Consider the following 25212-nt stretch of genomic DNA (forward strand, 5'->3'; position numbering starts at 1 on the left):
GGCACCCGCTGGTCGAGGAGCCGGCACGCTTTTCGCCGGCGTCTCGAGACCCCTCTAGGGTGCCGATAGCCGTGGTCTCGAGACGCGCGCGTGTTTCGACAGGCTCAACAACCGGCATGCGCGCTCCTCGACCAGCGGGTGCCGCGTGCTTCCTCGACCAGCGGATTCCCCTGTGGATAACGCCGCGAGCTCACCGTCCCGTGCCACTATCGCCACATGCCCTACACATACATTCTCCAGTGCGCCGATGGCTCCTTTTACGTGGGCAGCACCTGGGACATCGACCGTCGCCTCTGGCAGCACAACGCTGGCGAGGGCGCCGTGTACACCAAGCGCCGCCGCCCGGTTAAGCTCGTCTACGTTGAGGAATCTCCTCGCATAGCGGATGCCTACGCGCGCGAGAAACAGATCCAGGGTTGGAATCGTGCCAAGCGCCTCGCCCTGATCGAGGGGAGGCTCGCCGACCTTCCGTCGTTGAGCTCGCGGGCCGCACCCCAGCCCCCGGCAGCGGACCCTCCGCTCTGACGCCCTCGCTGCCCCACCCCGCCGAACCGTGAGTATTGAACGTTTGCACCGCCGATTCAGGGTCGAGACTCACGGCTCGGCGCTCAATACTCACGGCTCGACGCTGGCAACTTTGGCGATGGGGCAGGCGGGGGCGCTAGCCCTGCACGGCCTCGTAGGTGCGCCGCAGCGCCTCGGCGGCGTCGTCGCTCATCGACTGCGCGATGCGCACGAACAGAAAGTCCACCAGCGCCAGCTGCGCGATGCGACTTGACATGGCGCCGGAACGAAACCGGTTCTCGCGGGCCTGCGTGGTGAGCAGAAAGTCGCAGTGCGCCGCGAGCGGCGAATCCGGAAAGTTGGTCACTCCCACGGTCGTCGCACCGGCGAGCCTGGCCACTTCAAGCGCACGCCCGGTCTCACTGGTCTGCCCGGAATGCGAGATACCAATCGCGACTCCGCCGGGCCGTTGCAGGGCAGCGGATGCCAGCGCCAGGTGCGGGTCAGCAAAGTAGGTGGCGCCCAGACCGATCCGATACAGCTTCTGCTGTAGGTCCTGCGCGGTGAGGCCGCTCGATCCCAGTCCGTAGATGTCGATGCGGCTGGCGCCGGCGATGACCGCGACGACCCGGTCCAGCGTCACAAGGTCGAGGGATTTGGCGGTCTCTTCGATCGCGAGTACCTCTTGATAGGCGATTTTCGCCACGACATCTTCGGCCGAGTCGGTGCGGGTGATCTCGCCGTCGGCGACCTCAAACCGGTCCCGCTCGGACTGCTCCCGGCTCGCAGCCGCTGCCACCTCCACCCGAAACTCCCGAAATCCGCTGAAGCCGAGCTTTTGGCAGAACCGGGCTACCGTGCCGGCCGAGGTGTCGCAGATGGTCGCGAGCTCGGTGATCGTGCGGTCCACCACGAGCGCGGGGTCGTTGATGACGGCGCGGGCAACGCGCGATTCCGCGGCGCTGAGGCCGGGCAGCGCCTGGCGCAGGGTGAGCAGGGCATTAGCCATGCGCGTGCTCGCCCTCAGTAGTAGCGGCCACCGGCGCGATCGCGGCACGCAAATTGCCGTGCTGCTGCTGCAGCAGGTCGATCGCCGCCTGCTCGGTCACACCGGTCATGAGCGTCAGAATCGCCACCTTCACAGAGCCGTGCGCCGTACGCAGCGCCTGCACGGCGCTCGCCGCATCGGCATCCGTCGCCAGCATAACGGTTCGTTCCGCCCGCGCCCGCAGTTTCTCGTTGGTGGCGCGCATGTCCACCATGAGGTTGCGGTAGGTCTTGCCGAGCTGCACCATGGCGATGGTGCTGAGCATGTTCAGCACCATCTTCTGCGCGGTGCCGGCCTTCAGCCGGGTGGATCCAGTGAGGATCTCCGGCCCCACCTCCACTTCAATGGCCACATCGCCGGCTCGGCCGAGCGGCGAATCCGCGTTGCAGGAGAGCCCCGCGGTGAACGCGCCGAGCGACCGCGCGTAGGCGAGCGCTCCGAGCACATACGGCGTGCGACCGGATGCCGACACCCCCACGACCGCATCGCTCGCGCTCAGCTGCAGGGCACGCAAATCAGCGGCGCCGGCCTCCGCGTTGTCTTCGGCGTTTTCCACGGCGGTGTGCACGGCGTTGGGTCCGCCGGCGATCACCCCGACCACGAGGGACGGGTCGGTGCCAAAGGTCGGGGGAGTCTCACTGGCGTCGAGAATGCCGAGCCGCCCGGCCGTGCCGGCCCCGAGGTAGATCAGACGACCGCCGGCGCGCAGCTGGGTGACGATCCCGTCAATGGCGGCGCTGATCGCCGGGCCGGCGGCGCCGACCGCCCCGGCCACGGTGGCATCTTCCTGGTTCATCGCCGCGACGAGCTCGCGGGTCGAGAGCAGATCCAGGTTGGGGTAGGTTTCGTTCACCCGCTCCGTGGCCAGCCCGGCGAGCTGGTCGCGCAGTGCGGCGGGCGCGGTGTCGATCGAATTAACCACGAGTGGTCCTCTCTTCGTGCAGTAGATCGCGGCGGCCGGCGATGAGCGCGGCCCCGCTGAGGGCGTCCCCGAGAGGAGGGACCAACGTCAGCCATGCGGCCAGACGCGTCAGAAAAAACGGATGCTGGGTGAGCCCGCCGACCGCACACACCGTCGAGGATCCCGTCGCCGCGCAGCTCTCGGCCAGCAGCCGGCAGGCGTCGTCGACCAAGGCCAGCGCCACGGCGTCGCCGAGCGCGGCAGCATCGAGCACGTGCGGGGCAAACGAGGCGAGGGTGCGGGCGGGCGTTCCGTCGGCGCTCACCCAGCCGGGCAGGTCGGTGACGCGGTCGACCAGCAGCAACGCCTGAGCGGTGAGCACGGTTGCGTCGCCGCGCCCGTCGTGGGCGCGCAGCACCGCGCGCAGGCCCTGCTGCCCGAGATACCGGCCGCTGCCGTCATCGCCGAGCCACGGACCGTTTCCGTCAACCTGCCGCACCCCGCGCTCGGTCACCGAGAACACCACGGATCCGGTGCCGGCGATGAGCACGGTTCCCGGTCCGCCGCCGAACGCACCGACGTGCGCGGCCAGTCCGTCGCTGAGCAGCGCGACCGGCAGATCGAAGCGCTCACCCAGCAGTCGCACCAGGATGCGGGCGGCGTCGGGTGCGGCCTCCGCTCCGGCGGCACCCACCCCCAGCTGCTGAACGGATGCGAGCGCCCCCGTCTCCAGACCGCTCACCGCGGTTGCAATCGCCGCCAGGGCCAGCCGTGCGCCGTCGTCATCGGCGACGCCGGGCGCTCCGGCGCTATGGAACTCGCTGAGCACGCTCGCGCCCGCGGTGATGCGCGCCCGGCAGGACGTCTTGCCGAGGTCGATGGCCAGGGTCACGGTGTCCCTCATGCGGGCACCGTGCCGCCGGCGGGCACAACCGACAGCCCGCGAATGGCGGTCAGCGGTGCGGGCAGTCGCACCGCAGCCGGCCCGAAGACCAGCTGGCCGGCCAACCGGGCGCCGCCCGGCACGGTACCCGGCAGGGTGCAGGGGAGGCCGTGCCAGGTCAGAAAGCCGAGCAGCGCAAACAGCAGCGATTCCTTCGCGTTCGGGTCGATGCCGTGGGCGGCGCTGGTGTCGACGGTGACGGCATCCGTTTGCAGCAGGGTGCGCAGATGGGCCATCAGGGTGGTGTTGTGCACGCCGCCGCCCGACACGATCACGCGTTCGGGCAGTTCGGGGCATTCCGCCCGCAGGCTGGCCACGACCGATTCCGCCGTGAAGCGGGTGAGCGTGGCGACAAGATCGGCCAGCGGCAGATCGAGCGGATGCGCGTCGACGACGGCGAGTCCGAACGTCTCCCGCCCGGTCGATTTCGGCGCCGAGCGGGCCAGATAGGGGTGGCGCAGCAGGTCGCGCAGCAGGGTCTCGTGCACCGTGCCGGTAGCGGCGAGGCGTCCGCCGTCATCGAAGCTGGTGACGCCGTCGGTTGCGCGCGCCAGCACGGCGTCGACGAGAGCGTTGGCCGGGCCGGTGTCCCAGGCGCGCACCGAACCGTCGGGGGAGACCACCGAGAGGTTGGCGATTCCGCCGAGGTTGAGCGTGGCGAGCGGCCGGCCCAGCTCGCGCGCGGCCGAGCCGAGCCAGGCGGCGTCGAACACGCCCATGAACGGAGCGCCCTCGCCGCCGGCCGCGATGTCGGCGGCACGCAGGTTGCAGAGCACCGGCGCCCGGGTAGCTTCGGCGATCCAGGAGGCTTCGCCGAGCTGCAGGGTGCCACGGGCGTGGCCGTCGGCGACCCAGTGATGCACGGTCTGCCCGTGTGAGACGAGCAGATCAGCGGATGCTCCGCCGGCGTCGGCCAGTTCGCCGAGCGCGTCGGCCGCGGCCTGCGCAAACTGCTGGCCGAGCAGGGCGTCGAGCTGGCAGATCTCCTCGGCCGTGACGGACGCGTCGCCGGCCGCGGCGAGAATGCGCTGGCGCAGCGCGGGAGGCCAAGGCACGGTGCGGGCGAGCGCGCAGCTCAGGGTGAGCCAGGGCTGGCTGGGATCGCCGGCGCTTTCCGGGCCCGGGCCCGGAAAATCAGTGCGCGAACGTAGGACGGCGCCGTCGGCATCCGCGGTCACGTCCACGACGGCCACATCGATTCCATCGGCCGAGGTGCCCGACTGCAACGACACGATTCTCATGCGCTCACCCCGCTCACGAGGGCGCGCACGACCCGCGCGGTCACCCGGGAGGCCCCGCGCGCGTCGATCTCGGCCCAGGGCCCGGGCATCGGGGCGGTGAGACCCGCGTTGATGACCACCGCGGTTGAGCGCACGTTGACGATCGCCTGCACGGCCGCACGCTGGTCACCCGCCGTGGCCATGCGATCGGCGAGCACGACGATGCCGTGCTCGACGGCGACGGCCTCCGCGGCGGAACCGGCGGCGCTCGCCGCGGGCCCGATCAGCAGGCGATCCACGGTGAACGACCGCGCGAGTTCGTCGGAGAAGGCGTCGAGCTGTGAGGACACCGCCATCGTCGGCCGCGACCGCACGTCGAGAATGGTCAGGTCGCCCTGCGGCAGGGCCACGGTGCCGTGCACCGTGATGCCGGCCCGCACGAGCGGCACCGACTCAAACGATGCCGCATCAACGGATGCCGCCGCAACCGAACCCGAACCCGCCAACCGCGCCACCGAAGCCCCCGCCCGCTCCAGCACGTCCACGCCGAGCACCCCGTCGGCCACCGCCGCAAGCAGCGCGCCCTGCACCTCGAGAAAGTCGTCTACGTCGACCCGGCCGGCCACATTCGCCGGGTTGCCGATGCAGAGCAGTTCCGCCCCGGCCAGCAGCGCCTGCACGGCACCCGGCCCGGCGCCCACGGTTTCGCGAATCGCGGCCATGTCCAGCGCGTCGGTCACGATCGTGCCGGTGAAGCCGTGCGAGCGCAGCGCGCCGAGCACCCGGGCGTTCAGCGTGGCCGGAGCCGGCCCCAGCTCGGGCACCACGATGTGCGCCGTCATCACGGCGCGCACGCCGGCCTCGATCGCGGCCAGAAACGGCGGTAGGTGCACCCGTTCAATCTCCGCCCACGACAGATCCAGGCGCGGCAGTGCCAGATGGGAGTCGGTGTGGGTGTCGCCGTGGCCCGGAAAATGCTTGACACAGGCCGCCACCCCCACGCTCTGCACCCCGTCGATCATCGCGGCAACGTGCCGGCTCACGAGCGCCGGGTCGCTGCCGAACGAGCGCACCCCGATCACCGGGTTGGCGAGCTGGGTCGTCACATCGGCGACCGGCCCGAGCACCACGTTCACCCCGGCCGCCACCGCGTCGGCGCCGAGGGAGCGGCCCACCCAGCGGGTTGCCGCCACATCGTCGACGAAGCCGAGCTGGGCATGACCGGCATGCGGTGACCCGCGCGAGGCATCCAGACGGGTCACATTGCCGCCCTCTTCATCGCTACCTATTAATACGTCCGAGCGGATGCCGCGCAGCGCGCCCGACAGTCGCGCCGGCTGGGCGGCATCCGTCTGGTCAATGTTTTGCCCGAAGTAGACGACACCGGCCAGGCCCGTATCGAGGGCGTGCCCGAGCCAGGACGGCACCGTGGTGCCGGAGAACCCGGGCCAGAGCACCGCATTGACCAGGCGCACCAGACCCGCATCGACGGTCATCCCTTGACCGCCCCGGAGACGAGCCCGCCGCTGAGGCGACGCTGCACGATGATGAAGAAGATCATCACGGGAATGGTGATGATGGTCGAGGCCGCCATCACCGGGCCCCAGTCGTTGGAGTGCAGGCCGAAGAATTGCTTGAGCCCGATCGCCACCGTGAACTTCTCCGAGGCGCCGCCGAGCAGGGTCATGGCGAAAATGAACTCATTCCAGGCCACGATGAACGAGAAGATGCTCGTGGCCACCAGCCCGGGAGCCACCAGCGGCAGCATCACCGAGCGAAACATGCGACCCCAGCTGGCGCCGTCGAGGTAGGCGGCCTCTTCGAGTTCCACCGGCACCGCGGCGACGAAGCCGCGCAGCATCCAGATGGCGAACGGCAGCGAGAAGGCCAGGTAGACCACGACCAGTCCGATCAGGCTGTTCAACAGCTGCAGGTCGCGCACCTGCACGAACAGCGGAATGACGAGTGCCTCGAGCGGCACCATCTGCACGGTGAGAATCAGAATGAGTACCGAGGTGCGAAATTTGAACTTGAACCGGGCCACGGCCACCGAGGCCAGCAGGGCCAGGATGCCGGAGATCAGCACGGTGAAGAACGCGACCACGAAGGAGTTGCGCAGGAAGGTGCCGAAGCCGCCCTCCTCGAACACGAAGATGTAGTTGTCCCAAGTGAATTCCTGCGGCAGCAGCGACTGCCCGCCGCTGGACGCGCGGGCGTCGAACGAGCTGGAGATCATCCAGTACGCCGGAAACAGGGTGAAGATCAGCAGCGCGGCAACGACGAGACCCTTGATTACCGTGCGGGGCCCAAAGTTGCGCCTCATTCTTTCTCCTCCTTGAACAGGGTGCGCACGTAGATCGCGGTGATCACGAGCAGCAGCACGGTGAGCAGCACGGCGATGGCCGCGCCGAAGCCGTAGCGGTTTTGACCGAACGACTCCACATACGACCACACGCCGAGGTTGAGCACCTCCCGGTTGGAGCCGGCGCCGCCGGGCATCAGGTAGATCTGGGCGAACACCTTGAAGTCCCAAATGGTGGAGAGGATGATCACCACCGAGAACACCGGTTTGAGCGTGGGAAAGATAATCGCGAAGAACCGGCGAATCGGGCCGGCACCATCCATTTCGGCGGCTTCAATCATCTCTTTCGAGACGCCGAGCAGGCCGGCCAGCACGGTGATGGCCACGAACGGAAACCCGTGGTGCACAATGTTCAGCGCGACGATGGCATAAAAGGTGAAGGGGTTGGTGAACCAGTTGAACGATTCGTTCATCAGCCCGAGGTTTTTCAGGGTCTCGTTCACGAGGCCCTGGTCGGCGTCGAAGATCCAGATCCACACGTAGGTGCCGGTGACGGCGGGCATGGCCCAGGCCACCATGATGGCGCTGCCCACGATGGTGCGCCAGACCGAACCGAGCGAGGCCATCAGCATCGCCACGAGGGTGCCGAAGATCACCGTGGCCGACACCGAAACCACGGCGAAGCCAATGGTGTTGGGCAGCACAACCGTCCACAGCAGCGGGTTGGCGAAGATCTCGGCGTAATTGCCGAAGCCGATGTAATTGCTCTCGCCGGTGACGATTTCGCGCAGGCCGTAGTCCTGCAGCGAGAACAGAAATACTCGAACGAGAGGCCAGATCAGCAGGCCACCCAAAAGGATGAGCGCGGGCGCGAGCAGCAGCCAGGGCCGGGTGCGCACAATCAGCTGGGCGCGGGACTGCCGCCGGCGTCGCTGCGGCGGGCGGCCACCGGTCGTGCCGGTGGCCGTGGCCTCTCGTTCGAGGAGGGACGACACCGGTCTAGTTGCCGTTCATGATGTCGTTCATCTCAGCCGCGGCATCCGCTGTGGCCTCGTCGACGGTTTTCTGACCCGACAGGATGGCCTGGATCATGGCGTTGGTGGTCTTCTTCGCTTGTACCGCACCGAACTTGGGGGTCACCGGCAGAGCTCCGCCGCCATCGACCATCTGTTCGGCGAACGGCTGCACGAGAGCATCGTCGGATTCGATGGCGGTCTGCAGCAGCTTGGTGTTGCCGGGAAAGTATCCGGTCTGGTCGGCCCACTGCTGCGCGAAGTCGCCGGTGGTCATGAGCTGCATGAACTCCCAGGCGAGATCCTTGTTCTTCGAGGTGTTGAACATGCTCAGGTGCGAACCGCCGAGCACCGAGGGGCTGATGCCGCCGGTCTGGCCGGGAATCGGGATGGCGCCGAGCTTGCCCTCGAGGTCGGGGGCCTTCTCTAGCAGGGCCGCCGGGGTCCATGACCCCGAAATGGCCATGGCTACCGTGCCCTGGGCAAAGTTGTCGAGAATGTCGGTCTCTTTCCAGGTGGTGGCGCCGGCCGTGGAGAAGTCGTGCTCGGTGGCCAGGCCGGTGTAGAAGGCGATGCCGTCGCGCGATTTCGCCGAGTCGAGCCCGGAGACCCACTGGTCACCCTCGAGGGTGGCCACCTCGCCGCCGGCGCCCCAGACCCATGGGTAGGTGAGCATTTCGGCGTCGCCGGCCACCGGGAACGGGGTGAGGTCGGGGCGCTGGGCCTTGATCACCGTGGCCGCGTCAACGAGTTCCTGCCAGGTGGTCGGTGCGGCCAGGCCGAGCTCGTCGAATACATCGGTGCGGTAGATGATCGAGCGCACGCCGGCATACCAGGGCATGCCGTAGAGGTCACCGTCGTAGGTGCCGCTGTCAACGAGGCCCTCAACCAGGTCGTCGTCCAGGCCCGCTTCGGTCACATAGTCGCCGATCGGGGCGAGCGCACCGGCGTCGGCGAACTCGGCGGTCCAGGTGGTGCCGGTTTCGGCGACATCCGGTGTGGTGCCGCCGGCGATGGCGGTGACGAACCGGTCGTGGGCGTCGGCCCACTGCACGAAGTCCACGTTGAGCGTGGCGCCGGTCTTCTCGGTGAAGGCATCGCCGACGGTGTCAAAGAATGCTTCGGTGTCAGGGTTGGTGCCCTGCATGATCCAGACGTTCAGGGTGTCGCCCTCGGCCGTGTCGGCCGTGTCGGCGGCGCCGTCGGAGCAGGCGGTGAGGCCCAGTGCAGCAATTGCGAACATCGCAATCGGCAGGTAACGCTTCTTCATAGTGTCCCCTCGAGAATTGTCGCAAGGCCAGACAACCTTGTCAGTGAAAATAAGTATCACTTAACTCCACCAGTAACGCAAACCATTTGCATCCTCCCCGCTGGTCGAGGAGTCGGCCTCCCGTTGGTCGAGGAGTCGGCCTCCCGCTGGTCGAGGAGCCGGAACGCTTTTCGCCGGCGTCTCGAGACCCCTTGAGGGTTCCGAGGTCTCGAGACGCGCGCGAAGGGCATGCGCGCTCCTCGACCAACGGAGTCGACCACGCGCCGCTGGTCACGACGACCTGCTCGAAAAACTGTCTGCCGTTGTCGGAGACTACTTCGACGGCGTCGGAGTCGGCGTGATGGATGATCTCGCGCACGCTGCATCCGTTCACAACGGCGGCGCCGTCTGCCGTAGCCAGGCCGATGGCTCCCAGCACGGCTTCGTCCGTTCGAATGACTCCGCCGCGAGGGTCGATTACCGCCATGTCGTCGTCGAGGAGGGTCTGCTGGGGTAGCGGCGGGCTACGAGCGCGCCGGCGCCAGCCGGTAGCCGACGCCGCGCACGGTTTCGATGCGGTCGGCGCCGTCGGCGCTGCGGCCGATCTTTTTGCGCAGGTTGGCCACGTGCACCTCGAGGGAACGCCGGTCGGAATCGGTCACGAGGCCACTCGTGGCGAAGTTGTCGCTGCGCACCTGCAGCACCAGCTCATGTTTGGTGTGCACCCGGTTCTCGGGCTGAAACAGGCTCGCGAGCAGATCGAACTCGCTGCGGGTGAGCAAGAGCGCCGTGCCGTTCACCTGCACCAGGCGGCGGTCGACGTGCAGGCGCAGTCCGTCGTGCTGCAACCATCCGCTTTCTTTTGGGTCGGTCGGGGCCGCAAGCGGCGCTCGCCGCAGCGCGGCATCGATGCGAGCCCGCAGCTCGGCGGTGCGAAACGGCTTGGCCACGAAATCGTCGGCGCCGGCGCTGAGCCCGTGCACCACGTCGATCTCGTCGAAGCGGGCCGAGATCATGATAATGCTGCTCGTGCTGAGCCGGCGCAGGCGTTTGAGGGTTTCGAAGCCGTCCATGCCGGGCATATTCACGTCTAGCGTCGTGAGGGTGGGGTGCAGCTCCTGCATCAGCGCCACGCCCTCGGCGCCGGTGCCGGCCAGATGCACCACGAACCCGGCCTCGATGAGAATCGCCTCGAGCACCTCTTGAATATCGGGGTCGTCTTCGATGACCACGGCCACACGCTCAGTGGTCTCAGTCATGCTGCGCCCGAGGCTGTTCGGGCCACCGCCGGTGTCGGGGTGAGCGGCAGGGTGAGTTCGAAGCGGCTGCCCGCGGCCGACGAGTCGACCAGCAGCAGATCGCCGCCATGCCGCTGGGCGATATCGCGGCTGATGCCCAGGCCCAGGCCGGTGCCGCCCTGGCTCGAATGGAGGGCCGACTCGGTGCGGTAGTACGGCTCGAACACGCGCATCCGCTCTGCATCAGCGATTCCTGCGCCGGTGTCGGTGATGGCGAGCGTCACGCGCTGCGCCGAGTGTGTCTCGCTCACCGTTACGGTGCCGCCGACGCGGTTGTATTTGATGGCGTTGGTCAGCAGGTTGTCGAGCACCTGCCGAATGCGGTGCGGATCGACCTCGGCCCACAGCTCGGCCGACGCGTGCACCTCGACGCTGACCCCGTGCGCATCGGCCGCCGCTCGGCTCGCCGCCAGACAATTCTCGATGAGCGCCCGCAGATCGGTGGCCGTGCACTGCAGCGACAGTTGCACCGTGCCGGTGCTGCGCGCCAGCAGCAGGTCGGCGAGAATCGTCTCCATTTGCTCGGCGTTGCGCACAATCACACCGGCTCGACGTTCCACCGCCTGCGGCTGCTCGCTGGTGCGTTGCATCAGCTCGGCATTGCCCAGAATCGAGGTGAGCGGCGTGCGCAGCTCGTGGGTGACGGCGTCGATCAGATCATCGCGGGCTCGCACCGCTTTCTCGGTGAGCGCCGTCTGCACGGCCAGTTCCGCCCTTTTACGACGGATGCGCGTACCCGACACCCCCGCCGCCATCGCCATGATGATCATCGTCAGCGGAAAGGCGACCAGGCGGGTGAAATCATTGGCATCAAAGTTGGCGTACCCGATCAAGAAGCTGCGCGGGCTGGTCGCGGCGACGAGTGCGAGGCAGGCGACGAAGCCCCACGGTCCGAACGAGTAGGCGATCCAGATGATCGGCAACATGAGCACCAGCCCCGCACCCGACAGCATGGTGTCATCAGACAACGCGGTTAAGCGGATGCCCACGATGTCCACCAGCGGCAGCAGCAACGAGAACTTCTGGAACAGCACGTTGTGGCGCCAGATGAGGGTGGCGATCGTTGCGAGCACGATCATTGCTGCGCCGAGCCCGTACAGAAGCGGGTCCAGGTTGTGGGGACGCGCCAGCACCAGCGCCGTGTCCACCACCGCGGACGCGATAAACACTACGACTTGAAACTCCGCCAGGGAGCGGGCATAGCCCTCGTAGTGTCGTGCCATGGTCTTCTTCCTCCCCAGTCGTAGCCTAACGACCCGGCGGTCTCGGAACTGACGAAATCTTGCGCATCGGGCAGTGATTTCTGTGGTGAATCCTGAGGGTGTGCAGACAGTGTTGGTACTACATACTCGCGGTATGGCCAGATTCCAGCGGAAAGATCTGTAGCCCACATGAAAAGAACAACCGTCTGCATCGCGGCGTCGGTCCGGCCCGCGACCGCGTTGTTGACTGCGGAACTCTAGGTTCGCCCGATGCGGAAGACACTTTTCAGCCTGGCGGCCGCGGCCGTCACGTTTGGAGCATCCGCTTTTGTCGCCCGCTCGGCGATCGCGCCGGTCACCTGCATAACGGTGGGTACGCTGCCGTGTGATGTTGCGGTCAGTCCGGATGGCAGCACGGCGTACGTGCCGAATTCCGTCACGAAGAATGTGTCGGTCATTGATGTGGCTGCCGGGCAGGTCATTGACACCATCGCGTTTCGGGAGTCGCCGCGCACGATCGCGGTCAGCCCGGACGGCGCTCTCGCCTATGTGACCCTGCCCACGCAGGGCCGGGTGGCGGTCATCGATCTCGCGACCGGCCGGCTGCGGGACCCGCTCGTTGTCGGCAGGTTTCCGCACTCGGTGGTGTTTCGTTCCGATGGGGCCATCGCGTATGTCTCGAACGCCGGCGACAACAGCGTCTCGGTGGTTGATGTCCCGGCCGGCCGGGTGCTCGGCGACGTCATTGCCGTGGGCGAAGAACCGCGCGATCTGGCGTTCAGCCCCGACGGCGCCCTGGCTTACGTGGCAAATTTTCGTGCCGGAACGGTGTCGGTCGTTGACGTTACTTCCGGTACGGTCAGCGCCACGATCACCTTGAGCTCCGGATTTGCCAGTGCGATTGCGTTCACTCCGACCGCGGAGTGGGCCTATGTGGCGCACGGCGGCGGCAAGGTGTCGGCCATCAACGTGGCGTCGAACACCGTTGACACGGTGATCGGGGTCGGCAGCGGCGCCTGCGGAATGGCTGTCAGCCCCGACGGCAGCACCATTTACGTCACGAACCAGAACGACGACACGGTCTCGATGATTGACGTGGCCACCAACACGGTCGGCGACACCATCGCTGCGGGCAGCCGCCCGGTGGCGGTGGCGGTCAGCCCCGACGGCACGACGGCCTATGTGGCGGACTGCGGCAGTAGCACCGTCTCCGCCATCACGCTGGTGCGCGCGGCCTGAGGTCGGCCGCCGGGCGGGCGCGAGGTTGACGTACCGTGAGGTGCGGGGCATCCACTCTGGTGGCGCCGGCCAAGCTGCGCGGGTGTTGCGCCGGTGCGCGGGAGTTCTGGTCTGGTCGCAAGTCCCGCGCAACGCGTTCCGCGGGACTTGCGCTGCTGCGCTCGAGTTGCGCCTCCCGCGCACTGACGTAAGTCCCGCGCCAGGCAAAAAGGTGGGGTGTGAGGAGTCATCGTCGTTGCGCGCGGTTCTCCAAACGGTAAAAGCCCGTGCTCGGGGTGTTCGTCTCTGCCCCTGCCCGGCGCCGCGTGATCGCGGGCGTACCTCCGGAGCCGTGGACCGCTTTCTAACCTGGGCCCAGTTTCCGGGCCCGGGCCCGGAACGGTCTGCGGGCACTCGAGCCCCGAACCGCCGCCGGAGCCCGTCGCCCCGAACCGCCGCCGGAGCCCGTCGCCCCGAACCGCCGCCGGAGCCCGTCGCCCCGAACCGCCGCCGGAGCCCGTCGCCCCGAACCGCCGCCGGTAGGGTGGCAGCAGCACCCCCCCGATCGAAAGACACACCATGCCCGATCTCGTTCTGCGCTCTGTCAGGCAGCCCGGCGACGCGACCGTCTCCGACCTGTACATTACCGACGGCGTCGTCACGCACATCGTGCCCGCCGGCACCACAATGGATGCCCGCGCCACCGACCGACACCGCCCCGCGCACGACGGCCCCGACCACGACGGCCCCGACCACGACGGCCCCGCGCACGACGGCCCCGCGCACGACGGCCCCGACCACGACGGCCCCGACCACGACGGCCCCACCCGCCCCCGCCCCACCCACGCCCGCATCGTCGACCTCGCCGGACGCACCGTCATTCCGGGGCTCTGGGATGAACACGTGCACATGACCCAGTGGGCGCTCGCCGGGGCCCGATTCGATCTCTCGGCCGCAGCATCCGCTCGGGAGGCTCTCGAGCTGGTGCGCGCGCAGATCATCGCGGACGCACCGGCGACCCCGCTGATCGGCGTGCGGTTTCGCGACGCGATCTGGGCCGACGCGCCCACCCTGCACGATCTGGACGAGGTGACGCAGGGGCATCCGACCGCCCTGATCAGCCACGACCTGCACTGTGTCTGGCTCAACAGCGCCGCCGCTGAGCGGTTCGGGGTGCCGGTTGATGCGTCCGGCCTGCTGCGTGAACAGGCGGCATTCGCCCTGACCATTGCACTCGGCCAGCTGCCCGACGCCGAGGTCGATGCCCTCGCCGCGCAGGCCGGAACCCGGGCCGCCGCGCGTGGGGTAGTCGGCATCGTCGACTTCGAAATGACCTGGAACCGCGACGTCTGGCAGCGCCGCATCAGCCACGGGTTCAACGCCCTCAGAGTCGACGCGGGCATCTACCTGGCCGATCTTGATCGTGCCATCGCCGAGCGGATGCACACCGGCGACCGCATCGCAGACACCCACGGCCTGCTCACGGTCGGGCCGCTCAAACTGCTCATCGACGGCTCGTTGAACACCCGCACCGCGTTCTGCGTCGATGAATACCCGGTGGGCGGTCACGGAATGCTCACCGTGAGTGAAGACGAGCTCACCGCGATTCTGCTCGCCGCCAAGCGGGCCGCCCTGCTGCCCGCCGTGCATGCCATCGGCGATGCCGCCAACACCGTCGCCCTCAATGCCTTCGAGCGTGCCGCGATCGCCTTCGAGCGTGACGCCGACGCCCGCACCCCCACCGCCCGCGGTGCCGCCGAACACGCCCAGTTTCTGCAGCCCGAGGACTTCGCACGCGCCGACGCCGCCCTGCACTCGCGCGCCGTCGTCGGGCGCATCGAGCACGCTCAGTTTCTGCGCACCGAGGACTTCGCCCGCTTTGCTCGCCTCGGCGTCACGGCGAGCGTGCAGCCCGAGCACGCGCTCGACGACCGCGACGCGGTGGAACTCAACTGGGCTGCCGGTGCAGCCCGTGCGTTCGCGCTGCGCTCACTGCTCGATGCCGGGGCCACTCTGGCCTTCGGATCCGACGCCCCCGTCGCGCCCCTCGACCCGTTCACCGCCATGAGCGCCGCATCATCGCGCGCCCGCAGCGACGGCCGCGGCCCGTGGCGCCCCGACCAGGTCATCACCCGGCAGCAGGCACTGGCCGCATCAGCCCGCGGACGCACCCGCCTCCGGGTCGGCGACGTGGCCGACATCGCCGTGCTCGACGGCGACCCGCTCACGGTCTCCGATGCCACCTTCGAGCGGATGCCCGTGGCCGCGACCCTCCTGGCCGGTCGCGCCACCCACGGCGCGGCTCTGCTGGCCCCCTGACCCGCACCGCTCCCCGCCCACGCCCGTGGCCTCGAGACGCGCGCGTGTTTCGACAGGCTCAACAACCGACATGCGCGCTCCTCGACCGGCCCGCCCCCGCTGGTCGAGGAGCCGGCACGCCCCCGTTGGTCGAGGAGCCGGCCCGCCCCCGTTGGTCGAGGAGCAGGCCCGCCCCCGCTGGTCGAGGAGCTGGCGTGCGTGTGGCCGGCGTCTCGAGACCGCGCCCCTCCTGCGTCGACCCGTGAGCTTCGGCCCATTTAGTCGCTCAAATCGCCTGAAACTCACGGCTCGGTGCCGCAAACTCACGCCTCGACGCCACCGACCCCCACCTCGGCGACGAAAGCCCAAAAATCCTTACCCGAACCGACCCGACACGTAGTCTTCGGTGGCCTGCACGCTCGGGTTAGAGAAGATCGTCGTCGTGTCGTCATATTCGATGAGCTTGCCGGGCTTGCCGGTGCCGGCAATGTTGAAGAATGCGGTGCGGTCGGACACCCGCGAAGCCTGCTGCATATTGTGCGTCACGATCACGATCGTGTACTCGCTCTTCATCTCCTCGATGAGGTCCTCAATGGCCAGAGTCGAGATCGGGTCGAGCGCCGAGCAGGGCTCGTCCATCAGAATAACGTCGGGCTCAACGGCAATGGCGCGGGCGATACACAGTCGCTGCTGCTGCCCGCCGGAGAGGCCTGAACCGGGTCGCGCGAGGCGATCCTTCACTTCATTCCACAGATTCGCGCCGCGCAGGGCCTTCTCGGTGAGGTCGTCGGCATCCGTTTTCGACATGCGACGGTTGTTGAGCTTCACGCCGGCCAGCACGTTGTCCTGAATGGACATGGTCGGAAACGGGTTGGGCCGCTGAAAGACCATGCCCACCTGGCGGCGCACGAGCACCGGGTCCACGCCGGGGCCGTACAGGTTGTTGCCGTCGATCAGCACTTCACCCTCAACGCGGGCGCCGGGGATGACCTCGTGCATGCGGTTGAGCGTGCGAATGAACGTGCTCTTGCCGCAACCGCTGGGCCCGATGAACGCAGTCACCGTGCGCGGCTCAATAACAATGGAGACGCCCTCAACAGCCAAAAAGTTGCTGTAATACACGTTGAGGTCGTTGACTTCGATGCGCTTGGACATAAGTCCCTTTCTAGATAAGAGCTAGCGGCCCAGTTTGGGCGAGAACCAGTGGGCGATGAGGCGAGCGAGACCGTTGAGCAGCATCACGATCAGAATCAGGGTGAGCGCCCCGGCCCAGGCTCGGTCGACGTAGGCCTGCGCGTCGGCGCCCTGGTTGGCATACTGGGTGTACACAAACACCGGCAGTGTCATCATCCGCTCGCTGAACAGGTCGTAGTTCATGCTCGAGGTGAACCCGGCGATGATCAACAGCGGCGCCGTCTCACCGATCACGCGAGCGATCGACAGCATGACTCCGGTCACGATTCCCGCAATGGATGTCGGCAGCACCACCTTAAGAATGGTCAACCATTTCGGAACCCCAAGTGCAAAGGCCGCCTCGCGCAGTTCGTTCGGCACGAGCTTGAGCATTTCCTCGCTCGAGCGCACCACCACGGGAATCATCAGCACCGACAGCGCGATCGACCCGCCGAAACCAAAGCGCACACCCGGGTCGTCGAACAACAGAGCGAACAGGGCGAACGCGAACAGTCCGGCGACGATCGAGGGGATGCCGGTCATCACGTCGACGAAGAAGGTGATGGCCCGCGCCAGCTTGCCGCGACCGTATTCCACGAGGTAGATCGAGGCGAGCAGCCCGATCGGCACGGAGATCAGCGTCGCGACGCCGGTCACCATGAGCGTTCCCATGACGGCGTGCAGCACGCCGCCTCCCGCTCCGACCACGTTGCGCTGCGACTCGGTGAAGAAGGTCGGCGTCAGAAACGCGGGCAGTCCGTTGACCACGGTCGTGTACACGATCGACACGAGCGGCAGCATGGCGATCACGAACGCGGCGGTGACCAGCGCCGTCATCAACCGGTCCAGCGCCTTGCGGGAGCCTTCGACCAGACGCGAGAGCACGTAGATGGCAACGCAGTACAGCGCCGTGCCGAATACGACCGTGCCCACAATGTTGAAGCCGTCAACGGCTCCCGACAGAAAGAGCATGGTGAAGAAGGCGGCTGACACGGCCCAGCTGGCCAGCAGCACCCAGAGCGGGGAGCGCCGGGGCAGCTTGCCCGCGGTCAGCGAGTTGGTCAGCGGGGTAGCTTGCATAACGGATGTCATCAGTTGGCTCCCGAGAATGCCTTACGGCTGTTGATAATGACCCGGGCCAGCATGTTCACGAGCAGGGTCACGACGAACAAGACCAGGCCGGTAGCGAGCAGGATGTTCACACCGACACCGTGCGACTCGGGAAAATTCAGCGCGATATTCGCGGCGATCGTGGTGGAGTTCTGCGAGGTGAGCAGCTGAAAGATCACCTGCGGGCTGGGGGAGAGCACCATGGCCACGGCCATGGTCTCGCCGAGGGCACGGCCAAGTCCGAGCATCGACGCCGAAATGATGCCGGGCAAACCGAACGGCAGCACGGCCATCCGGATCATTTCCCAGCGGGTGGCACCGAGAGCCAGAGCGGCTTCTTCGTGCAGCAGCGGGGTTTGCAGAAAAATCTCCCGGCAGATGGCGGTGATGATCGGCAGGATCATCACGGCGAGCACGATCGAGACGGTGAAGATGGTGCGGCCCGTGCCGGAGACGGGGCCTTCAAACAACGTGAACCAGCCGAACCAATCCACCAGGGTGGTGTAGAACGGCTGCACCATGGGGGCCAGCACGCCGATACCCCAGAGGCCGAAGACCACCGAGGGAACAGCCGCCAGCAGGTCAACCAGGTAGCCGAGGCCCTGCGCGAGCCGACGCGGCGCAAAGTGCGAGATGAACAGTGCGATGCCGATGGCGACCGGAACGGCCATGAGCAGCGCCAGGATGGCCGAATAGATCGTGCCGAAGACCAGAGGCCCAACGTAAGACCAGAAGTTGGTGACATCTCCGCTGAACTCGTCGGGCGCGGCGACGAACGCCGGCAGGCTCTCGACGAGCAGAAAGATGGCCACGGCCGCGAGCACGGCCAGGATCAGGCTGCCGGCAATGACGGTGGCCGACGAGAAGATGCGGTCGCCGGGGCGTTGCCTGGCCTTAATGGTCGTAGCGGCAGCTGTGGTCATGCCGATCTCCTAAGTAGCGTCAGGCTAGTGAAATTATGGTGAAACGCGAGGTGCCAGGTGGTTGGACGCAATTGGCCGTTCACCCCAGTCTGCCCGATCCTGTCCCGCGATTGTGCGAGAAAGGACCGGGCAGCGGTGTTCAGGTGCTACTTGACAGTCGCGAGAACCGCGGCGACGTCGGCTTCAAGCTCGGTCGTCAGCGGTGCAACTCCGGCAGCTTCCTCGGCGACAGTCTGTCCCTCGGCGCTGGCGATGAACTCGATGTAGGCCTTCACGAGCTCGCCCTGGGCGGCATCGGCGTACTCGTTGCAGACGATCGCGTAGCTCACCAGAACCAGCGGGTACTCCGCCGCGTTGGTGGTCTTGCGGTTCAGGTCCAGCGCGAGGTCGTCGGCAGCGCGGTCGGCCACGAGGGGCGATCCGGCGACAACCTCGGCCGCGGCCTCGGGGGTGTAAGCGACGAAGTCGGTGCCGACCTGCAGCTTGGCGGTGCTGAGCTCGCCGGCCTGCGACGCGTCAGCGTAACCGATCATGTTCGTGCCGTTGGTGACGGCGGAAACGACACCGGAGGTGCCCTGCGCGCCTTCGCCGCTCTGGAACGGGAACGTGTCGGACGCCTTCTCGGTCCAGACATCCGGTGCCGTCTGGCCCAGGTAGTCGGAGAAGTTCTTGGTGGTGCCCGAGTCGTCCGAGCGGTGCACGGCGTTGATCGTAGCCGACGGCAGCGTCGCGTCGGGGTTCAGGGCCACGAGTGCGGCGTCGTCCCAGGTGGTGATCTCGCCGGCGAAGATCTTGGCGAGTGTGTCGGCATCCACGTTGAGGTCGGTGACACCCTCAACGTTGAAGATCACGGCGATGGGGGAGATGTAGACCGGCAGGTCGACGGCCTTGCTGCCGGCAGCGCAGGTGGCGAACTCGCCGGCGAGCTCCTCGGTGCTCATGTAGGAGTCGCTGCCGGCGAAGTCGGATCCGCCCGAGGCGAAGGCCTTGCGACCGGCACCGGAGCCGGAGGGCTCGTAGTTGATGGTGACGCCGGTGTTGGCGGTCTGGAAGGCAGCGATCCACGCTTTCTGCGCCGCGTCCATCGAGGAGGCGCCGCCGCCGTTGAGGGTACCGGTGAGCGTGCTGGCCGGGGAATCGCCCGTGGTGGCAACGTCCCCTTCGTTTGCTGCACAGGAGGAGAGTGCGAGGCCTGCTGCAATGGCAATGACCAGAGGGCGGCCGAAACGCTTGAAGTTCACGTGTATCCCTTTCGAGGGGTTGGCAAGACTGTGTTTTTTCGTACGCGGGCCGGTGCTGGCCCAGAACGAGGCTAAACAGGTGAAGTAACCACCGACCAACCTTCGGGTAAACAGATGGTGAACGAGCGATAACGGTGCCGCCGTTCCCGCGCCTCGCACGGACGCGCGCGGGGAGCGTCCTACGCCGTGGCGGGGTACGTCTCTATGGCGAGGATGCCGGCGGCCGGGTTCTCCGACGACAGGTGCACGATCGAGAACCCGCCGGTGTCCAAATCCGCGGCGTCGAACAGGGCCGACGTCGTCTGCGTGCCGGTGGCCAGCGCGATTTCGCGCAGAATCTCCGGGAGCACCGGCCCGTGGCTGCACAGCACGACCGTTTTGCGGGCTCGCACCCGTTTGCCGATGACGGTGCGCACATCCGCTTCACCGTTTTCGAGGGCGTCCTGGCTGATCAGATCGGTCTGTTTGATCGGGATGCCCGTGGCGGCGGCCAGCGGAGCCACGGTCGTGACGCAGCGCGTTGCGGTGCTGGAAATGATGCGGAGCGGACGCCAAGCGGTGACCGTGTCGACCAGGCTGGCCGCCTGCGACACCCCACGCGCGGTGAGGGGACGACGTGCGTCTGGACCCACGCCGTTGCGTGGCGCCGCCTTGCCGTGCCGCAGCGCGATGAGAGCGAACGTGCGGGTCACGCCGGCATCAACGAGGGCCGAGAACGTCTCGAGAATGGCGACGTCGGCCGCGTAGCTCAGATAGCTGCGGGCCTTTTTAATGGTGACCCATTCGATCGCGGCGACCTCGCCGTTCGGCACGAAGGTTGAGCGTGCGATGGCCTCGGGGGTGATCTCGGCGGCCCAATAGTGCACGATCTTGGTGCGGCCGTCGGGCATGTCGTAGTGCGATATCCCGAGCGGAACACCCAGCGCCACGGCCAGGCCGGTCTCTTCCTCAACCTCACGCACGGCCGTGCGCGGCAGCGTCTCGCCCGGATCGACCTTGCCCTTGGGAATGGTCACGTCGCCGTGCACCGTGCGGTGAATGAGGAGCACGTGCATGCGCCCGTCGATCAGACGCCAGCAGACGGCTCCGGCAGCGTACACGGCGGAGTCCACGGTCTTGGTCGCCATCAGCGACGCCCCGCCGACCGCTTGCGTGCACCGATCTGCAGCATCAGTTTGTTCTGCATATCATCGAGGTGAACGCCGTGCTCGTTGACGTCGTGGCGGGTCCAATGGCCGGTTTCATCGAGCCACCAGCTGGAGGTTTGCGCATCCATCGCCTGTTCGAACAGTCCCTCGATCTCGACCAGATGTTCCGGGTCGACCAGGCGCACGAGCGCCTCGACCCGGCGGTCCAGGTTGCGGTGCATCATGTCGGCGCTGCCGATGTATACCTGGGTCTCGCCGAGGTTATGAAAGGAGAAGATGCGGGAGTGCTCGAGGTAGCGGCCGAGAATCGACCGCACCCGGATGTTCTCGCTCATGCCCACGACGCCCGGCTTGAGGCTGCAGATGCCGCGCACCCAGATGTCCACGTGCACGCCGGCCTGGCTGGCGCGGTACAGCGCGTCGATGATGTCCTCGTCCACCATGGAGTTGACCTTGATGCGGATGCCGCTGGTCTTGCCGGCGAGGGCGTTGTCGGTTTCATTGGCGATGTTTTTGAGTAGGGCCTTGCGCAGGTGCAGCGGAGCCACCAGCAGGCGCTTGAACTTCTTCTCAATGGCGTAACCCGACAACTCGTTGAACAGCCGGGTGAGGTCTTTGCCGACCTGGGCATCCGCTGTCAGCAGGCCGAGGTCTTCGTAGATGCGGCTGGTTTTCGGGTTGTAGTTTCCGGTTCCGATGTGGCTGTAGTGCCGCAGCACGCCCTTCTCGTAGCGCACCACGAGGGCGAGCTTGCAGTGGGTTTTCAGGCCGACCAGCCCGTAGACCACGTGCACGCCGGCCTTCTCCAGCTTGCGCGCCCAGGTGATGTTCGCCTGCTCGTCGAAGCGGGCCTTGATCTCGACCAGGGCCAGCACCTGCTTGCCGCTGTCGGCAGCGGCGATGAGGGCCTCGACGATGGGGCTGTCTCCCGAGGTGCGGTAGAGCGTCTGCTTGATGGCGAGCACGTTCGGGTCGGCGGCGGCCTGCTCCAGAAACGCCTGCACGCTCGTGGCAAACGACTCGTAGGGGTGGTGCAACAGCACGTCGCGGCGTGCGACTGCCGAGAAGATGTCCTGCTCGGCGTTCGGCTCGCTCGGCAGCAGCTGCACCGCAGTCGTGGGCACGTGCTTGACGAAGTGCAGGTCGGGGCGGTCGATGCGCAGGTCGAACAAGCCGCCGAGGTCGAGCGGCGCCGGCAGGCGGTAGACCTCCTGTTCGGTCACGTCGAGTTCGCGCACGAGCAGGCCGAGGGTGACCTCGTCCATATCCTCGGTGATCTCCAGACGAATCGGCGGGCCGAACCGGCGGCGCAGCAGCTCCTTCTCGAGGGCCTTGATCAGGTTCTCGGTTTCGTCTTCGTCAATCTCCACGTCTTCGTTGCGGGTGACGCGAAAAACGTGGTGTTCCAAAATTTCCATGCCCGGAAACAGGTCGCCGAGCTGGTTGGCGATGAGGTCTTCCAACGCGATATAGCGGATGCGCTCCACCGACTCGCTGCGATCCACGCGCACGAAACGCGGCAGCATGGGGGGTACCTTGAGCCGGGCAAACTCCTGCTTGCCGGTCTTGGTGTTGCGCACCCGCACCGCCAGGTTGAGGGACAGGCCCGAAATATAAGGGAACGGATGCGCCGGGTCGACCGCGAGGGGCATTAGCACCGGAAAGATCTGGTTGGAAAAATACGTGCGCAGCGATCGACGGTCGGCGTCGCCGAGGCTCTGCCAGTCGACGGCGTCGACGCCGGCCGCGGCCAAGGCGGGGCGCACGAGATTCTGGAAGGCGAGTGCGTGGCGATCCTGCAGGGCGTGGGCGGCGGCTGAAATATCGCTGAGCACGTCTTGCGGGGCGCGGCCGACGTTGGTCGGCACTGCGAGACCGGTGAGAATGCGGCGCTTCAGGCCGGCGACGCGCACCATGAAGAATTCGTCGAGGTTGCTGGCGAAAATGGCGAGAAAGTTGGTGCGTTCCAGCACCGGAAGGGTCTCGTCCTCGGCCAGTTCCAGCACGCGCTGGTTGAAGGCGAGCCAGCTCAGTTCGCGGTCGAGGTACCGGTCGTCGGGCAGCGCCGGATCAACTTTTTCGAAAAGTGGGTCAAAGTCGTCGTCAAAGTCTGTAAGACCCGAGTCTGCTTGGGTGATTTCGCCGTCCATTGGTCCATCCTGACACCCTTGGTGGCGCCACCGCGACGAAGTGAGTGAACGTCGTGCGAAATTATTCCGGGACCCGTTGACATTTCGGCCTGCCGCGCCGTCCCTGCCTCGCCGCCCCCTGCCCTTCGCCCGCCGCCCTTCGCCCGCCGCCCTTCGCTCGCAGCTCTCGCCCCTCGCCCCTCGCCCCTGCCCCTCGCCCGCAACCCTCGCCCTCGCCCGGCCCTCGCTTTATCCTCTCCAGCTCCCTCTGCGCATAACTCCTGCAATTTGCGCGCGGAGCAGCTGCGATTCGCGTAATTGCGGGGGGTGCGCTCGGGCGTCGAAGAATTTGCAGGAGTTATGCGCGCGACGACTGGCGGGCATGGAGCCTGCTGCGGTCAGGCGGTCAGGCGGTCAGGCGGTCAACGTCAGGCGGTCAACGTCAGGCGGTGAGGCGGCGGTACTGCACGTCGACGGTATAGTCCACGAAACCGAGCGCGCGGTACAGGTGCACGGGGCCGAGGCTGTCGGCCTCTACGTAGAGCGCGGCGGTGGTGCACCCGGCGTCGACGAAGCGCTGCAACCCGGCCTGCATGAGCCCGCGGCCGAACCCGCGACCGGCGGCGTCCGGATGCACCCCGATCACATAAATTTCGCCGAGGCTACCCTCCACTTTGAGCCAGTTGTAGCCGATCATGCGGTCGGAGCTGTCGCGCAGAATCAGAAAGTCATCGGGATTGAACCAGCCCTCGCCCTGCCGGGCCGCGAGGTCAGCTTCGGTGATCGCGCCCTGTTCCGGGTGCGTCGCAAAGACGAGCGCATTCAGCGCCACCCATTCGGCGTCGTCGATCCCCGGCCGGAACGACGTGATCTCGGCGCCGTCCAGTAGAGCGGATGCCGCCACCGCGGTCTCCGTCCCCGCCGCGGTCCCGGTCTCCGTCGCCGTGCCCGTCGCCGTCGCCGTCGCCGTGCCCGTCGCCGTCCCCGTCCCCGTCCCCGTCCCCGTCCCCGTCCCCGTCAGAGGCTTGCGCAACTCCAACAAGGTGCGCGCGGCAACGAAGCGCAGTTCGCTCGCGAGGGCACGGGCGGCGGGATGATCGCCGTGTGACCAAGCGGTCACTCCGTTGGGTTCGGTGTCGGCGAGTTCACGTGCCGCCGCCCGCCCATACCCGCGTCGCCGGTAGTCCGGCGCAATAACAAAGTCAATCTCGCCGCGTCCGCCGAGCGCGGCGCCGACAACGACGGTGTGCGCTGCCGCTGCCGCTGCCGCTGCACCGTCACCGTCACCGTCACCGTCGGTCGAGTCTGCCACGCCGGGGGTAGCTGCACCGTCACCGTCGGTCGAGTCTGCCTCGCCGGGGGTAGCTGCACCGTCACCGTCGGTCGAGTCTGCCTCGCCGATGCCGGGTGCGTTCGGCGAGTCTGCCGAGTCAGCGGACTCGGCGACGCACACCAGATAGGCGGTGCGGAGGCCGTCCTGCAGGTCGTAGAGCGCCTGCTCGTTGAACGGCGCGTAGCCGTCGAACGCGCGAGCGGCCGCGGCGACCCGATGAAAATCGGCCAGCCCCGCAGCATCCGCTGTACTAAGCGCGCGTAGAATTTGGAACCCGTTCATCGTTCTCTTCGTGCACATTGAAGCGATAACCCACGTTGCGCACCGTGCCGATGAGCGACTCCTGGTCGCCCAACTTCGCCCGCAGGCGCCGCACGTGCACGTCGACGGTGCGGGTGCCGCCGAAGTAGTCGTAGCCCCAAACCTCGCTCAACAGCTGCTCCCGGGTGAACACTCGCGACGGATGCGCCGCCAGGAATCGCAGCAGCTCGAACTCCTTATAGGTGAGGTCCAGCGGCTTGCCGTGCACCTTCGCCGAGTAGCTCGCCTCGTCGATGATGACGCCGGCCGCGCGAATCGTGTTCGACGGTTCGCTGCGGGCCACGCGCCCGGCAGTCAAACGGATGCGGGCATCCACCTCGGCTGGACCGGCCGTGTCGAGAATGACGTCGTCGACACCCCAGTCGGGACTGACGGCGGCCAAGCCGCCCTCGGTGATCACGAGGAGGAGGGGCGTGGAACTGCCCATGGTGTGCAGAATCTGGCACAGTGCCTTGGCCGCGACGAGGTTGCTGCGCGCATCGACCAGAATGAGGTCCGAATCGGGCGCATTGATGAGCTGGTCCGCCTGAGCGGGAATAAGCTTTGCGCTGTGCGATAGCAGCGCCAGGGCGGGGAGCACGTCATTGTTGGCCGCCGAGGTCAGGATCAACAACTGCGCCACTCGCGCCCTCCAAGTA

At 67.1% G+C, this 25212-nt stretch carries 23 protein-coding genes; 4 read left to right on the top strand and 19 right to left on the bottom strand.

Annotated features, from left to right (window positions below):
- Positions 1–216: 216 nt before the first annotated feature.
- Entirely contained in the window at positions 217–525 is a 309-nt protein-coding gene (locus QMK22_RS15070) for a GIY-YIG nuclease family protein (protein WP_283498472.1), read from the top strand.
- 136 nt (positions 526–661) lie between these two features.
- Here QMK22_RS15070 and QMK22_RS15075 read toward each other — a convergent pair whose 3' ends face one another.
- From QMK22_RS15075 to QMK22_RS17610, 9 genes are all read right to left on the bottom strand, one after another.
- Complete coding sequence (locus QMK22_RS15075; RefSeq protein ID WP_283498473.1) at positions 662–1513, bottom strand: MurR/RpiR family transcriptional regulator; 852 nt, start codon at positions 1511–1513, stop codon at positions 662–664.
- Positions 1506–2474, bottom strand: a complete 969-nt coding sequence (gene murQ / locus QMK22_RS15080) for an N-acetylmuramic acid 6-phosphate etherase (protein WP_283498474.1) — start codon at positions 2472–2474, stop codon at positions 1506–1508. Before murQ ends, QMK22_RS15075 begins: the two co-directional genes overlap by 8 nt.
- Complete coding sequence (locus QMK22_RS15085; protein WP_283498475.1) at positions 2467–3357, bottom strand: N-acetylglucosamine kinase; 891 nt, start codon at positions 3355–3357, stop codon at positions 2467–2469. The genes murQ and QMK22_RS15085 overlap by 8 nt, the downstream gene beginning before the upstream one ends.
- A complete protein-coding gene (locus tag QMK22_RS15090) occupies positions 3354–4637 on the bottom strand; it encodes an anhydro-N-acetylmuramic acid kinase (RefSeq protein WP_283498476.1) in 1284 nt (427 codons plus the stop codon). Before QMK22_RS15090 ends, QMK22_RS15085 begins: the two co-directional genes overlap by 4 nt.
- Positions 4634–6112 carry a glycoside hydrolase family 3 N-terminal domain-containing protein gene (locus QMK22_RS15095; RefSeq protein ID WP_283498477.1) on the bottom strand — a complete coding sequence of 493 codons (1479 nt, stop codon included), beginning with the start codon at positions 6110–6112 and terminating at the stop codon, positions 4634–4636. The genes QMK22_RS15090 and QMK22_RS15095 overlap by 4 nt, the downstream gene beginning before the upstream one ends.
- Positions 6109–6939 (bottom strand): carbohydrate ABC transporter permease, encoded by an 831-nt coding sequence (locus QMK22_RS15100; protein ID WP_283498478.1) that lies wholly within the window; start codon positions 6937–6939, stop codon positions 6109–6111. Before QMK22_RS15100 ends, QMK22_RS15095 begins: the two co-directional genes overlap by 4 nt.
- Positions 6936–7823 carry a carbohydrate ABC transporter permease gene (locus QMK22_RS15105; protein WP_283498561.1) on the bottom strand — a complete coding sequence of 296 codons (888 nt, stop codon included), beginning with the start codon at positions 7821–7823 and terminating at the stop codon, positions 6936–6938. Before QMK22_RS15105 ends, QMK22_RS15100 begins: the two co-directional genes overlap by 4 nt.
- Positions 7824–7917: 94 nt before the next feature.
- Complete coding sequence (locus QMK22_RS15110; protein WP_283498479.1) at positions 7918–9201, bottom strand: sugar ABC transporter substrate-binding protein; 1284 nt, start codon at positions 9199–9201, stop codon at positions 7918–7920.
- Positions 9202–9241: 40 nt separating this feature from the next.
- The gene (locus QMK22_RS17610) at positions 9242–9616 is read right to left on the bottom strand and encodes a hypothetical protein (RefSeq protein ID WP_502857841.1); all 375 of its coding nucleotides are present in this window, start codon (positions 9614–9616) and stop codon (positions 9242–9244) included.
- On the opposite strand from QMK22_RS17610, the gene QMK22_RS15115 reads away from it, so the two are divergent.
- Positions 9539–9697, top strand: coding sequence for a hypothetical protein (locus QMK22_RS15115; protein ID WP_283498480.1), 159 nt, complete (start codon positions 9539–9541; stop codon positions 9695–9697). The genes QMK22_RS17610 and QMK22_RS15115 overlap by 78 nt on opposite strands.
- A gap of 7 nt (positions 9698–9704) precedes the next feature.
- Here the strand turns inward: QMK22_RS15115 and QMK22_RS15120 are convergent, their stop codons facing one another.
- Positions 9705–10439 carry a response regulator transcription factor gene (locus tag QMK22_RS15120; RefSeq protein ID WP_283498481.1) on the bottom strand — a complete coding sequence of 245 codons (735 nt, stop codon included), beginning with the start codon at positions 10437–10439 and terminating at the stop codon, positions 9705–9707.
- Positions 10436–11701 (bottom strand): sensor histidine kinase, encoded by a 1266-nt coding sequence (locus QMK22_RS15125; RefSeq protein WP_283498482.1) that lies wholly within the window; start codon positions 11699–11701, stop codon positions 10436–10438. The genes QMK22_RS15120 and QMK22_RS15125 overlap by 4 nt, the downstream gene beginning before the upstream one ends.
- Before the next feature lie 249 nt (positions 11702–11950).
- On the opposite strand from QMK22_RS15125, the gene QMK22_RS15130 reads away from it, so the two are divergent.
- Both QMK22_RS15130 and QMK22_RS15135 read left to right on the top strand, forming a co-directional pair.
- Entirely contained in the window at positions 11951–12919 is a 969-nt protein-coding gene (locus QMK22_RS15130) for a beta-propeller fold lactonase family protein (RefSeq protein WP_283498483.1), read from the top strand.
- A gap of 558 nt (positions 12920–13477) precedes the next feature.
- Positions 13478–15217 carry an amidohydrolase gene (locus QMK22_RS15135; protein ID WP_283498484.1) on the top strand — a complete coding sequence of 580 codons (1740 nt, stop codon included), beginning with the start codon at positions 13478–13480 and terminating at the stop codon, positions 15215–15217.
- Positions 15218–15571: 354 nt separating this feature from the next.
- Here the strand turns inward: QMK22_RS15135 and pstB are convergent, their stop codons facing one another.
- The 8 genes from pstB to QMK22_RS15175 all read right to left on the bottom strand — a co-directional run bounded on the left by pstB (position 15572) and on the right by QMK22_RS15175 (position 25196).
- Positions 15572–16351 carry a phosphate ABC transporter ATP-binding protein PstB gene (gene pstB / locus QMK22_RS15140; protein ID WP_134503459.1) on the bottom strand — a complete coding sequence of 260 codons (780 nt, stop codon included), beginning with the start codon at positions 16349–16351 and terminating at the stop codon, positions 15572–15574.
- A gap of 21 nt (positions 16352–16372) precedes the next feature.
- The gene (pstA, locus tag QMK22_RS15145) at positions 16373–17461 is read right to left on the bottom strand and encodes a phosphate ABC transporter permease PstA (protein WP_283498485.1); all 1089 of its coding nucleotides are present in this window, start codon (positions 17459–17461) and stop codon (positions 16373–16375) included.
- Positions 17461–18402 (bottom strand): phosphate ABC transporter permease subunit PstC, encoded by a 942-nt coding sequence (pstC, locus tag QMK22_RS15150; RefSeq protein WP_283498486.1) that lies wholly within the window; start codon positions 18400–18402, stop codon positions 17461–17463. Before pstC ends, pstA begins: the two co-directional genes overlap by 1 nt.
- Positions 18403–18548: 146 nt before the next feature.
- Positions 18549–19643, bottom strand: coding sequence for a phosphate ABC transporter substrate-binding protein PstS (gene pstS, locus QMK22_RS15155; RefSeq protein ID WP_283498487.1), 1095 nt, complete (start codon positions 19641–19643; stop codon positions 18549–18551).
- A 179-nt stretch (positions 19644–19822) separates the two neighbouring features.
- The gene (locus tag QMK22_RS15160; protein WP_283498488.1) at positions 19823–20770 is read right to left on the bottom strand and encodes an NUDIX hydrolase; all 948 of its coding nucleotides are present in this window, start codon (positions 20768–20770) and stop codon (positions 19823–19825) included.
- A complete protein-coding gene (locus QMK22_RS15165; RefSeq protein WP_283498489.1) occupies positions 20770–22941 on the bottom strand; it encodes an RNA degradosome polyphosphate kinase in 2172 nt (723 codons plus the stop codon). Before QMK22_RS15165 ends, QMK22_RS15160 begins: the two co-directional genes overlap by 1 nt.
- 421 nt (positions 22942–23362) lie before the next feature.
- Positions 23363–24535, bottom strand: a complete 1173-nt coding sequence (locus tag QMK22_RS15170; protein WP_283498490.1) for a GNAT family N-acetyltransferase — start codon at positions 24533–24535, stop codon at positions 23363–23365.
- Complete coding sequence (locus QMK22_RS15175; protein ID WP_283498491.1) at positions 24504–25196, bottom strand: response regulator transcription factor; 693 nt, start codon at positions 25194–25196, stop codon at positions 24504–24506. The genes QMK22_RS15170 and QMK22_RS15175 overlap by 32 nt, the downstream gene beginning before the upstream one ends.
- Positions 25197–25212: the final 16 nt, after the last annotated feature.

The organism is Cryobacterium sp. PH29-G1, assembly GCF_030063365.1.
Classification (GTDB): domain Bacteria; phylum Actinomycetota; class Actinomycetes; order Actinomycetales; family Microbacteriaceae; genus Cryobacterium.

Coding starts and splice junctions, on each gene's coding strand:
- QMK22_RS15165 (WP_283498489.1), bottom strand. CDS start 22,941: ATGGACGGCGAAATCACCCAAGCAGACTCGGGTCTTACAGACTTTGAC.
- QMK22_RS15110 (WP_283498479.1), bottom strand. CDS start 9,201: ATGAAGAAGCGTTACCTGCCGATTGCGATGTTCGCAATTGCTGCACTG.
- pstB (WP_134503459.1), bottom strand. CDS start 16,351: ATGTCCAAGCGCATCGAAGTCAACGACCTCAACGTGTATTACAGCAAC.
- QMK22_RS15160 (WP_283498488.1), bottom strand. CDS start 20,770: ATGGCGACCAAGACCGTGGACTCCGCCGTGTACGCTGCCGGAGCCGTC.
- QMK22_RS15085 (WP_283498475.1), bottom strand. CDS start 3,357: ATGAGGGACACCGTGACCCTGGCCATCGACCTCGGCAAGACGTCCTGC.
- QMK22_RS15095 (WP_283498477.1), bottom strand. CDS start 6,112: ATGACCGTCGATGCGGGTCTGGTGCGCCTGGTCAATGCGGTGCTCTGG.
- QMK22_RS15075 (WP_283498473.1), bottom strand. CDS start 1,513: ATGGCTAATGCCCTGCTCACCCTGCGCCAGGCGCTGCCCGGCCTCAGC.
- QMK22_RS15070 (WP_283498472.1), top strand. CDS start 217: ATGCCCTACACATACATTCTCCAGTGCGCCGATGGCTCCTTTTACGTG.
- QMK22_RS15090 (WP_283498476.1), bottom strand. CDS start 4,637: ATGAGAATCGTGTCGTTGCAGTCGGGCACCTCGGCCGATGGAATCGAT.
- QMK22_RS15100 (WP_283498478.1), bottom strand. CDS start 6,939: ATGAGGCGCAACTTTGGGCCCCGCACGGTAATCAAGGGTCTCGTCGTT.
- QMK22_RS15130 (WP_283498483.1), top strand. CDS start 11,951: ATGCGGAAGACACTTTTCAGCCTGGCGGCCGCGGCCGTCACGTTTGGA.
- pstC (WP_283498486.1), bottom strand. CDS start 18,402: ATGACCACAGCTGCCGCTACGACCATTAAGGCCAGGCAACGCCCCGGC.
- QMK22_RS15170 (WP_283498490.1), bottom strand. CDS start 24,535: ATGAACGGGTTCCAAATTCTACGCGCGCTTAGTACAGCGGATGCTGCG.
- QMK22_RS15135 (WP_283498484.1), top strand. CDS start 13,478: ATGCCCGATCTCGTTCTGCGCTCTGTCAGGCAGCCCGGCGACGCGACC.
- pstA (WP_283498485.1), bottom strand. CDS start 17,461: ATGACATCCGTTATGCAAGCTACCCCGCTGACCAACTCGCTGACCGCG.
- QMK22_RS15125 (WP_283498482.1), bottom strand. CDS start 11,701: ATGGCACGACACTACGAGGGCTATGCCCGCTCCCTGGCGGAGTTTCAA.
- QMK22_RS15120 (WP_283498481.1), bottom strand. CDS start 10,439: ATGACTGAGACCACTGAGCGTGTGGCCGTGGTCATCGAAGACGACCCC.